This is a genomic window from Serratia sp. ASV30 (assembly GCF_016428815.1).
Classification (GTDB): domain Bacteria; phylum Pseudomonadota; class Gammaproteobacteria; order Enterobacterales; family Enterobacteriaceae; genus Chania; species Chania fonticola_C.
Genome location: NZ_JAELTL010000092.1, coordinates 1 through 10436, shown reverse-complemented (window position 1 = coordinate 10436; position 10436 = coordinate 1). Strand labels below are relative to the sequence as shown.

Annotated in this window: 10 protein-coding genes; 4 read left to right on the top strand and 6 right to left on the bottom strand. The window is 56.9% G+C overall.

What is annotated here, in order from left to right; genetic code table 11:
- The 4 genes from nirB to cysG all read left to right on the top strand — a co-directional run.
- Positions 1-2103, top strand: a 2103-nt coding sequence (gene nirB / locus JHD74_RS24475; protein ID WP_199063722.1) for a nitrite reductase large subunit NirB, incomplete at its 5' end; no start/stop codon positions are given.
- Positions 2100-2429 carry a nitrite reductase small subunit NirD gene (gene nirD, locus JHD74_RS24470; protein ID WP_024482730.1) on the top strand — a complete coding sequence of 110 codons (330 nt, stop codon included), beginning with the start codon at positions 2100-2102 and terminating at the stop codon, positions 2427-2429. The genes nirB and nirD, both read left to right, overlap by 4 nt.
- A gap of 236 nt (positions 2430-2665) precedes the next feature.
- Positions 2666-3466 carry a nitrite transporter NirC gene (gene nirC, locus JHD74_RS24465; RefSeq protein ID WP_024527563.1) on the top strand — a complete coding sequence of 267 codons (801 nt, stop codon included), beginning with the start codon at positions 2666-2668 and terminating at the stop codon, positions 3464-3466.
- 53 nt (positions 3467-3519) lie between these two features.
- Entirely contained in the window at positions 3520-4923 is a 1404-nt protein-coding gene (gene cysG / locus JHD74_RS24460) for a siroheme synthase CysG (protein ID WP_199063721.1), read from the top strand.
- A 122-nt stretch (positions 4924-5045) separates the two neighbouring features.
- On the opposite strand, the gene trpS is transcribed toward cysG, so the two are convergent.
- The 6 genes from trpS to aroB all read right to left on the bottom strand — a co-directional run.
- Positions 5046-6050: a tryptophan--tRNA ligase gene (gene trpS / locus JHD74_RS24455; protein ID WP_021181695.1), complete on the bottom strand. Its 1005-nt coding sequence runs from the start codon at positions 6048-6050 to the stop codon at positions 5046-5048.
- A gap of 2 nt (positions 6051-6052) precedes the next feature.
- On the bottom strand, positions 6053-6751 hold the full coding sequence (locus JHD74_RS24450) for a phosphoglycolate phosphatase (protein ID WP_024527565.1): 699 nt from the start codon (positions 6749-6751) through the stop codon (positions 6053-6055).
- The gene (rpe, locus tag JHD74_RS24445; RefSeq protein ID WP_024482734.1) at positions 6744-7421 is read right to left on the bottom strand and encodes a ribulose-phosphate 3-epimerase; all 678 of its coding nucleotides are present in this window, start codon (positions 7419-7421) and stop codon (positions 6744-6746) included. The genes JHD74_RS24450 and rpe overlap by 8 nt, the downstream gene beginning before the upstream one ends.
- Positions 7422-7447: 26 nt before the next feature.
- Positions 7448-8269, bottom strand: coding sequence for an adenine-specific DNA-methyltransferase (gene dam, locus JHD74_RS24440; protein ID WP_024527566.1), 822 nt, complete (start codon positions 8267-8269; stop codon positions 7448-7450).
- Positions 8270-8353: 84 nt separating this feature from the next.
- Entirely contained in the window at positions 8354-9349 is a 996-nt protein-coding gene (locus tag JHD74_RS24435; protein WP_024527567.1) for an SPOR domain-containing protein, read from the bottom strand.
- Between the two features lie 281 nt (positions 9350-9630).
- Positions 9631-10436: 3-dehydroquinate synthase (aroB, locus tag JHD74_RS24430; RefSeq protein WP_199063720.1), on the bottom strand; the 806-nt coding region annotated here is incomplete at its 5' end.

The window sequence follows — 10436 nt, the reverse complement described above, 5'->3', positions numbered from 1 at the left end:
GTGGTGGGCGGTGGTCTGCTCGGCCTGGAAGCGGCTGGCGCACTGAAAAGTCTGGGCGTGGAAACCCACGTGATCGAGTTCGCGCCGATGTTGATGGCAGAACAGCTCGATCCGATGGGCGGCGACCAGCTGCGCCGCAAGATCGAGCGCATGGGTGTCAAAGTCCACACCGGCAAGAACACCACCGAAATCATCAACGGCGGCAAAAGCGCACGCAAAACCATGCACTTTGCCGACGGCAGCGAGCTGGAGGTCGACTTTATCGTCTTCTCCACCGGCATCCGTCCGCAGGACAAACTGGCTCACCAGTGCGGGCTGGCTACCGCCCCACGCGGTGGCATTGCGATTAACGATAACTGCCAGACCTCCGATCCGGACGTTTACGCCATTGGTGAATGCGCCTCCTGGCAGCAGCGCACCTTCGGCTTGGTAGCGCCGGGCTACAAGATGGCTCAGGTCGCCGCCGACCATCTGCTGAGCCGTGAAAACAGCTTCCAGGGTGCCGATATGAGCGCCAAGCTGAAGCTGCTGGGGGTCGATGTTGGGGGTATTGGTGATGCGCACGCACGTACCGAAGGCGCCCGCAGCTACGTCTATCTGGATGAAAGCAAAGAGGTGTATAAGCGCCTGGTCGTCAGCGCGGACAACAAAACGTTGCTTGGTGCGGTGCTGGTCGGCGATACCAGCGACTACGGTAACCTGCTGCAGCTGGCACTCAACAACATCGAGCTGCCGGAAAATCCGGACAGCCTGATCCTGCCAGCCCATGCCGGCAGCAAGCCTGCCATCGGCGTAGATTCTCTGCCAGAGACCGCACAGATCTGTTCCTGCTTTGACGTCAGCAAGGGCGATATCATCAAAGCGGTGAATATGGGCTGCCATACCGTAGCGGCGATCAAGTCCGAGACCAAGGCCGGTACCGGCTGCGGCGGCTGTATTCCACTGATCACCCAGGTGCTGAATGCCGAACTGAGCAAACAGGGTATTGAGGTTAACCATCACCTGTGCGAACACTTTGCCTATTCTCGCCAGGAGCTATATCACCTGATCCGGGTTGAAGGCATCAAGACCTTCGACGAACTGTTGGCAAAATACGGCAAAGGTTACGGCTGCGAAGTCTGTAAACCGACCGTCGGTTCACTGCTGGCCTCCTGCTGGAACGAGTATGTGCTCAAGCCGCAGCACACGCCGCTGCAAGACACCAACGACAACTTCCTGGGCAACATCCAGAAAGACGGCACCTACTCGGTGATCCCACGCTCTGCCGGTGGTGAAATCACGCCGGAAGGTCTGATCGCCGTCGGCCAGATTGCCAAAGAATACAACCTGTACACCAAGATGACCGGCTCGATGCGTATCGGCATGTTCGGTGCGCAGAAAGACGATCTGCCCGCCATCTGGAGCAAGCTGATCGCCGCCGGCTTCGAAACCGGCCACGCCTACGCCAAGGCGCTGCGGATGGCGAAGACCTGCGTCGGCAGTACCTGGTGCCGCTATGGCGTGGGTGACAGCGTTGGCTTTGGCGTACAGCTTGAACACCGCTACAAAGGCATCCGTACTCCGCACAAGATGAAGTTTGGCGTTTCCGGCTGCACCCGCGAGTGTGCCGAGGCGCAGGGGAAAGACGTTGGCATTATTGCCACCGAGAACGGCTGGAACCTGTATGTCTGCGGCAACGGCGGGATGAAACCGCGCCATGCCGACCTGCTGGCAGCCGATCTCGACAACGAAACGCTGATGCGTTACCTCGACCGTTTCATGATGTTCTACATCCGCACCGGCGATAAGTTGCAGCGTACCTCGGTCTGGCTGGAAAGCCTGGAAGGCGGCATCGATTATCTGCGCAAGGTGATTATCGACGACAAGCTGGGCATCAACGCACAGCTGGAAACCGAAATTGCCCGCCTGCGTGAAGCGGTGATCTGCGAATGGAAAGCAACTGTCGAAAATCCTGCATCGCAGGTGCGTTTCGCTCACTTTATTAACAACAGCCAGCGCGATCCTAACGTTCAGGTCGTGGCTGAACGCGAGCAACATCGCCCAGCACGCCCGGATGAACGCATTCCCGTCACCTTGCTGGAAACCGAGGAGAACAACGCATGAGCCAGTGGATCACCGTTTGCCCCATCGCCGATATTCTGCCCGCGACCGGCGTCTGTGCGCTGATCGGCACCCAGCAGGTGGCGATATTCCGCCCCTATGCCGACGAGCGGCTGTTTGCCATCAGCAATATCGACCCGTTTGCCCAGGCCAGCGTGCTTTCTCGCGGCCTGATTGCCGAGCATCAGGGTGAATTGTGGGTCGCCAGCCCGCTGAAAAAACAGCATTTCCGCCTGCATGACGGTTTCTGTCTGGAAGATGAGAGCCGCTCCGTGGCCAGCTTCGCCAGCCGGGTAGTCGACGGCCTGGTTCAGGTGGCGGCTAAGTAATCCTTCGCCCCTCACCGCAACCCTCTCCCAAGGGGAAAGGGTGCTGCACAGGGCAAGCGGTTAGCCCATGCAGCTACGGAAAGTAGGGAGTAAGAACCACAAAGGCAAGGTTCAACTAGCTCGATCGGTCCCCTCTTCCTGTGGGAGAGAGTTAGGGTGAGAGCGTCTCTTTTTGCCTAACTGACCGGCATTACCCTTACAAACACACTTTTTATTATTTATTTCCAGGGAAATCTATGTTCACCGACACCATCAACAAATGCGCTGCCAACGCGGCACGCATCGTCAAACTGGCCAAAGAGAGTCCGCTTGGCTTTTGGATCAGTTCCGCTATGGCCGGGGCCTATGTCGGCCTTGGTATTATCCTGATCTTTACCCTCGGCAACCTGGTGGATCCGTCCATCCGTCCGTTGGTCATGGGTGCCACCTTCGGTATTGCACTGACGCTGGTGATCATCGCCGGTTCAGAGCTGTTCACTGGCCACACCATGTTTCTGATGCTGGGCGTCAAGGCCGGTACCATCAAGCACCGCCAGATGTGGGCCGTACTGCCACAAACCTGGCTAGGAAATCTGCTCGGTTCGGTGCTGGTCGCGCTGATGTATTACTACGGCGGTGGTAGCCTGCTGCCGATTGATACCAGCCTGGTGCATACCGTAGCGCTGGCCAAAACCACCGCCCCTGCAGAAGTGCTGTTCTTCAAAGGCGTACTGTGTAACTGGCTGGTTTGCCTGGCGATCTGGATGGCGTTGCGTGTTGAAGGCGCGGCCAAGTTCATCGCCATCTGGTGGTGTTTGCTGGCGTTTATCGCTTCCGGTTACGAACACTCGGTGGCTAACATGACGCTGTTTGCCTTGTCCTGGTTCGGCCACCACAGCGAAGCCTATACCCTTAGCGGTATCGGTCATAACCTGCTGTGGGTGACTCTGGGCAACATGTTCTCTGGTGCCGTGTTTATGGGCCTCGGTTACTGGTATGCCACGCCACGTGCCCAGCGTCCACAGGCTGAGATTTCAGCTGCTCGCCAAACCGCATAATGCTTTTGGGGGTGAACGATCGCCCCCCTTTACCACTTCCCCGAGGATTGCCGATGGATTACTTACCCATTTTCTGCCAACTGCAACACAAAGCCTGCCTGCTGGTCGGCGGCGGGGAAGTCGCTGAACGTAAGGCTCGCCTGCTGCTGGAGGCCGGTGCGCAGTTAACCGTCAACTCGCTTGAGTTCAGTGAGCAATTCCTGATCTGGGCCGAGCAGGGCCAGGTGACGCTGGTAGAAGGTGAGTTTTCTGCCGACTTGCTGGCAGAGAAATGGTTAGTGATTGCCGCAACCGATCGGGTGGAAGTCAACGCCCTAGTCTATCAGTGTGCCAACCAACGGCAGGTGTTCTGCAACGTGGTGGACGACCCCAAACGCGCCAGCTTTATCATGCCTTCGATTATCGATCGTTCGCCAATTATGGTGGCCGTTTCTTCCGGGGGCAAAGCCCCTGTGCTGGCACGTCTGCTACGGGAAAAACTGGAAGCCATTCTGCCGCAGCACCTGGGCCAACTGGCTCAGTTGGCGGGTTCATTGCGCCAGCGGGTGAAGCAGGAATTTGGCAGCATTGGCGCTCGTCGCCGATTCTGGGAAAGGTTGTTCGTACACGACAGGCTGGCGCAATCCCTGGCCAACGGCGATACCAGGCAGGCCAACCAGCAGGTTGAAAAGCTGTTCGCCGATCGTCCTGAAGAACAGGGCGAAGTGGTGCTGGTAGGCGCAGGTCCCGGTGATGCTGGCCTGCTGACGCTGAAAGGTCTGCAACAAATCCAACAGGCTGACGTGGTCGTTTACGACCGCCTGGTCTCTGAAGAAATTATGGCCCTGGTGCGCCGCGATGCCGAGCGTATCTTTGTGGGCAAGCGTGCCGGATACCATTGCGTACCACAGGAACACATCAATCAGATCCTGGTGGAACAGGCCAGGCGAGGCCTGCGTGTCGTCAGGCTGAAAGGGGGCGATCCCTTCATCTTTGGCCGTGGTGGCGAAGAACTGGAAACGCTGGCCGAAGCGGATATTCCCTTCTCGGTAGTACCAGGGATCACTGCGGCTTCGGGGTGTTCGGCCTACAGCGGCATTCCCCTCACCCACCGCGATCACGCGCAAAGCGTGCGTTTGGTGACGGGGCATGCCAAAGCCGATGGCGGATTGGACTGGGCACAGCTTGCCGCCAAGCAGCAAACGCTGGTGTTCTATATGGGGTTAACTCAGGCGGCAGAAATCCAGCAGCAGCTGATCGCTCACGGTATGGCTGCCTCGATGCCCGTGGCGCTGGTCGAAAACGGCACCTCAACTCACCAACGAGTGATCGAAGGCCAGCTGGCACAACTGGGTGAGCTAGCAAAACAAGCTGAGAGCCCAAGCCTGATTATCGTTGGCAGCGTCGTCAGCCTGCGCAGCAAGCTGAACTGGTTTGCCAGCCGGGAAACACCGGCAGACCTGAGCAAAATAGCATAAAAAAAGCGACCCTTTGGCCGCTTTAGATTGGGAGCAATGTTGCTAAGCTTGTAGTTTCGATCCTAGGGGCGCCGCATGCTGCGCCCCTACCTGGGAACGGGTTGAGACGGTGTCTGCCCCCATTAAGGATGCGGTACAAAACCTACGGCTTCATACACCTTCGCCAAGGTTTCCTGCGCACGAGCACGGGCTTTCGCCGCGCCATCACGCATCACCTGCTGTAACAGAGCCTCATCGTTGCGGAAACGGTGATAACGCTCTTGCAGCTCGACCAACATACCAGACACGGCCTCTGCTACTGCGCCCTTCAGGTGGCCATACATCTGGCCCTCAAACTCGGCTTCCAACTGGGCAATGCTCTTGCCGGTCACACCGGACAGGATATCCAGCAGGTTGGACACCCCCGCTTTATTGGCAACGTCGTAGCGAATGACTGGCGGATCCTGGGAATCGGTCATCGCACGTTTGATCTTCTTGGTCACCGCCTTCGGATCTTCGAGCAGACCAATCACGTTGTTACGGTTATCGTCCGACTTGGACATCTTCTTGGTCGGCTCTTGCAGCGACATCACGCGCGCGCCAGATTTCGGAATAAACGGCTCCGGCACCTTGAACACGTCGCCATACAGCGCGTTGAAGCGCTGGCCAACGTCACGGCTCAGTTCCAGATGCTGCTTCTGGTCTTCACCGACCGGCACCTGATTGGTCTGGTACAGCAGAATGTCTGCCGCCATCAGCACCGGATAACTGAACAGACCGGCGTTGATGTTTTCCGCATAGCGCGACGACTTGTCTTTGAACTGGGTCATGCGGCTCAGTTCACCGAAATAGGTGTAGCAGTTCAGCACCCAGCTCAGTTGCGTATGTTCCGGCACATGAGACTGCACGAAGATGGTACTTTTCTCTGGATCGATACCACAGGCCAGGTAAAGCGCCAGCGTATCCAGGGTGGCTTTACGCAGCTGTTGTGCATCCTGACGCACGGTGATGGCATGCAGATCGACGATGCAGTAGATGCAATCAAACTCGTCCTGCAGCTGCACCCACTGGCGCAGCGCCCCCATGTAGTTGCCGATAGTCAGTTCACCGGACGGCTGCGCGCCGCTGAAAACGATGGGCTTACTCATAGTTAAATTTCCCGATCTTCTAAAGATGACAGCCCAAGTGCGGGCAACAAATCGGCGAAGCGCTCCAACACGCGGTCGGGGTGGCTCAGGGCGATCGCTTCACCGTAGTTATATCCGTAAGTCAGACCGACGCTCGGGCAACCTGCCGCCTGCGCCGCCTGAATATCATTGCGCGAATCCCCGACGAACAGCACTTCACCGGCCCGCAGGCCAAGCTTGCCGAACACCAGATATAGCGGGGCAGGATGTGGCTTTTTCTCCACCACGTCGTCACCGCCGATGATCAGCGAGAAAAAGTCGATAATGCCGAGCGACGTCAGCAAAGGGGCCACAAAGGGTGTCGGTTTGTTGGTGACCAGCGCCAGCGGGTAGCCAAGCTTGGCCAACTGAGCCAGCGTATCTATTACCTGTGGGAACAGGCGGCTGCCGCTTTCTACGGTTTGCCCATAGAAATGGTCGAAACGTTGACGCATTTGTAGGCACAGTTCCGGCGTGGCTTCCACCTCTGCCCAGCGCAGCGCACGCTGGACCAACACATCGGCACCGTTACCAATCCAGGTGCCAACACGGGCCTCACCGGCCTGCGGCAGACCCATTTCCGCCAACGCCATATCAATGGCCGCCGCCAATCCCGGCGCACTGTCTACCAGCGTACCGTCGAGATCGAAGGCCAGACCACGGATGGCGCTAAAATCAGCCATGACTCACCTTTGCCAGCTCACTGCGCATCTGATCGATCACCGCACGGTAATCCGGTTTGCCAAAGATGGCGGAGCCTGCCACGAACATGTCCGCCCCCGCTGCTGCGATCTCTGCAATGTTGTCGACCTTCACGCCGCCGTCCACTTCCAGGCGAATATCGCGGCCGCTTTCGTCGATCAGTTTGCGAACCTGACGCAGCTTGTCTAACGTGCCATGGATAAAGGATTGACCGCCAAAACCGGGGTTGACCGACATCAGCAGGATCACGTCGATCTTGTCCATCACGTAATCGAGATAGCTCAACGGCGTCGCTGGGTTAAACACCAGACCCGCCTTGCAGCCGTTCTCTTTGATCAGTTGGATGGTACGGTCGACGTGTTCGGAAGCTTCGGGATGGAAAGAGATGTAGGTTGCCCCAGCCTTGGCAAAGTCCGGCACGATGCGATCGACCGGTTTTACCATCAGATGGACGTCAATCGGTGCGGTAATGCCGTAATTGCGCAAGGCTTCGCACACCATTGGCCCGATCGTCAGATTAGGCACGTAGTGGTTATCCATCACGTCAAAATGCACCACGTCGGCGCCAGCGGCCAACACTTTGGCAGTATCTTCACCCAGGCGGGCAAAATCTGCAGACAGAATGGACGGGGCAATCAAAAACTTTTTCATCCGCTTCTCCAAACGTAGGGGTCGAGTTATTCAGCTTTTTTATACAGCGCCAGAAGTTCGTTCACTTTACTGCGGCCTAAAATATTGCGGCTGATGGTGCGACGAGCCTTCACCACATGCAGCGAAGCATGCTGATACCAGTCACGCGTCAGCTCGGTGTCATGGTTGGAAATCAACACCGGCACCTGGCTTTCAACCGACAGCTGATGTGCAATGCGCGCCAGCCCTTGCTGATCGGCCAGGCTAAAGCTGTTGGTGTGATAAGCGGTAAAATTCGCCGTTGCCGACAGAGGAGCATATGGCGGATCGCAATAGACCACCGCACCTTGGGTCGCCTTCACCATGGTATCGTGATAGTGCTCGCAGACAAAAGTGGCATTGCGTGATTTTTCAGCAAACCAATACAGCTCTTCTTCCGGGAAATAGGGTTTCTTGTAACGCCCAAACGGCACATTGAACTCACCACGCAGGTTATAGCGGCACAGGCCGTTATAGCAGTGGCGGTTCAGATACAGGAACAGCAGTGCGCGCCGATACTCATCGGCGGTGGTGTTGAACTCTTCGCGCAGCAGGTAGAACTGCTCAGAGTTATTGAATTCGTCGGTGAAAAGCAAGCGGGCATCGCGCACGAAATCATTCGTGCGCAGCTTAACGATGTTATACAGGCTGATAAGGTCGCTGTTGATATCGGCGAGAATATAAGCCTCATACTCTGTGTTCAGGAAGACTGAACCCGCGCCCACGAAGGGCTCGATTAAGCAGTTACCCTCTGGTAAATGACGACGGATCTCGTCTATCAGCGGGTATTTTCCACCAGCCCATTTTAAAAAAGCGCGGTTTTTCTTCATGCCGTCAGTTAGCTACTTATTACAATTCAGAGCGGCGGATATGTACTCTGCTTCAGACAGCACATCAGCGCACAAAATTAATGATTATTTTTTCAGGTCTTGCTGTACTTGCTGTACAGGACGGACCCATGGTTTTTTCGCCTGAACTTCCGCCGGCAGCGTGGCGATGGCACGCTTGGCCTCCGCCGAAGAAGCGTAGTTGCCGCTCACTAACACATACCAGGGTTTACCATCACGCTTGGTCTCGTACACCATAAAGTGTGGCAAATTCTGTTGCTTGGCAAAGGCATTCAACGTATCGGAGCGTGAGGCACTGCTCAACTGCAGCGTGTAATGGCTACCCGGTGCGGTTTTCAGTGAGCTTCCGCTGCCGCTCACCACACCACTCTTGCCTTTGGCCGGTGGGGTGTAAACCGTGGTGGTGGTCGCAGAAGGTTTGACCGATGCTGTCGGCTTGGTTGCTGCTGGTTTGGTGGCAGGCGTTTTATGCGGCTGCGTCGCAGCAGTTGCATTGCCATTCGCCGCCGGGCGCGCGGCAGCACCGTTCATCACGGTCGCCGGAGCGGTTGGTAAAGTGGAAACCGGGGCATTGATACTTTGCGCGGCAGCAGCATCAACCTGACCTTGTTGTGAAGATAAGGCATCGGCCATGTTGCCTGGCAGATCGACACGCTCACCAGCACCGCCCTGTGGCGCTACAGCTTGTGCTTCGGTCGGCGTGCTGGAGATAGGTGGGACGCTAACAGTCTGAGGCTGAGAGGTGCTGACACCGTTGTTATCGTTGGTATCCGTAGTGCCGCCCGCAACGCCATTGTTGCTGGTGGTCAGCGACGATGAGCCCGACAGATTGATGTCACGGGTTGCCCCTTGCTGTTGCGCTGCCTCGTGTTTAGTCGGTGCCTTCAGCGCCGAACCGATACCGATGATCAGCAACAACAGCACCAAAATGCCTATCCCAATCATCATATGCTGGCGTGAAACGGCAAAACGAGGCCCAGTTGCGGCTGGCCGACGTGAACGCGAAGGACGGCGATCGCTGGTATCAGGCCTGAGATCGTCTTCTGGTTTAAATTCATCCATCTGAAACCCTCCAACTAGAGGCAAAATCTCGCCACCCAGGTGGTTCGAGACTATTAACCCGATGATGGCAAAGCGACATCTGTCTCGCCCTGCGCACAATTTTTATAGAGTCTAACAGCAGCCAAGCTACTGTTATAGCCCGCAAGCTCAAGCGCTGTCGACCTGCGTCAAATTACGCCATCCATGGAATTGCCCGGTGGGCAAGGTACAGCCCGGATAGCAGCAGAGAAACGGCTGCATATCGACCTGGCGAAACGTTAACGCTATTGAGTGTAACCGACTTACGCGCGCTGTGTTGGTAAACAGTCGGCGATGGATGCCAGCACCAGCTCATGGGCGACACCGCCACGAACTTCTGCTTCACCAATGCCCTTCGGCAATACCAAACGCAACGACCCCGCCAACACTTTTTTATCACGCAGCATGTGTGGCAGATAGGCCTCAGACGTCATTTCCTGCGGCCCGCAAACCGGCAACCCGGCACGCAGCAGCAGCGCCTTGATCCGTTCGATATCGTCAGCCGAGAACTGACCCAGGCGGCGTGCTGTTTCAGCAGCCATCACCATGCCTGCCGCCACCGCCTCACCGTGCAACCAGACACCGTAGCCCATTTCGGCTTCGATGGCATGGCCGTAGGTATGGCCCAGATTGAGCAACGCCCGCAGACCGTTCTCACGTTCATCGGCGGCCACCACTTCGGCCTTCAATTCGCAACAGCGGCGGATGCAGTACGCTAACGCGTCCATATCCAGCGCAACCAGCGCATCAATATTATTTTCCAGCCAGACAAAAAAATCACCATCGAGAATAATCCCGTACTTGATCACTTCCGCCAGACCAGAGGAGAGTTCACGCGCCGGTAAAGTACGCAGGCAGTCCAGATCTACCACCACCGAAGCCGGTTGGTAGAAGGCGCCGATCATATTTTTACCGAGCGGATGATTGACGGCGGTTTTGCCGCCAACGGAGGAGTCCACCTGCGAGAGCAGCGTGGTAGGAACCTGGATAAAACGCACACCGCGTTGATAGCACGCTGCGGCAAAGCCGGTCAGATCGCCAATCACGCCGCCGCCGAGGGCAATTAGCG